The organism is Virgibacillus sp. 7505 (genome assembly GCF_002272135.1).
Classification (GTDB): Bacteria; Bacillota; Bacilli; order Bacillales; family Amphibacillaceae; genus Terribacillus.
The window spans coordinates 1-493 of record NZ_NPBF01000055.1; the positions used below are offsets into that span (position 1 = coordinate 1).

Annotated in this window: 1 protein-coding gene; it reads left to right on the forward strand. The window is 48.3% G+C overall.

What is annotated here, in order from left to right; genetic code table 11:
• Positions 1 to 90 precede the first annotated feature (90 nt).
• On the forward strand, positions 91 to 493 hold a 403-nt coding region (locus tag CHH91_RS17870), incomplete at its 3' end, for a helix-turn-helix domain-containing protein (protein WP_176465847.1).

Sequence of the window (493 nt, forward strand, 5' to 3'; positions counted from 1 at the left end):
GTAATATGAAGTGCAACACCTAAAGAAAGACAGCTCATGGAACCCTCGTGTAAGATGTTCGTACCTACACAAACCATCAAGGAGGGCAACATGAGCTGCTACCATCATCTTACCACATTTGATCGTGCCCGTATTGAAACGATGACTCATCTTGGGATGTCTCTTCGTCAGATCGCTAAGAACCTTGGGAGAAGTCCGTCCACGATTTCTCGGGAACGACGCCGAAATGCGAACGGGAAGACGCCTTATCAATCGGAGAACGCCCATGAGATGGCCCAAGAAAGAAGAAGGAAATCGAAACCACATGGGAAATGGTCGCCTGAGCTTGCCGAGTTCATCACAAACAAACTCGATCGTACATGGTCTCCTGAGCAGATTGTCGGACGGTGTTTTTCTCGGACGCTTTCCTTTAAAACGATTTATCGGTGGGTCTATCAAGGGCGTTTACAACGGACAGCCGCTGTACTGCGTCGTAAAGGGAAAAGCCAAAAAC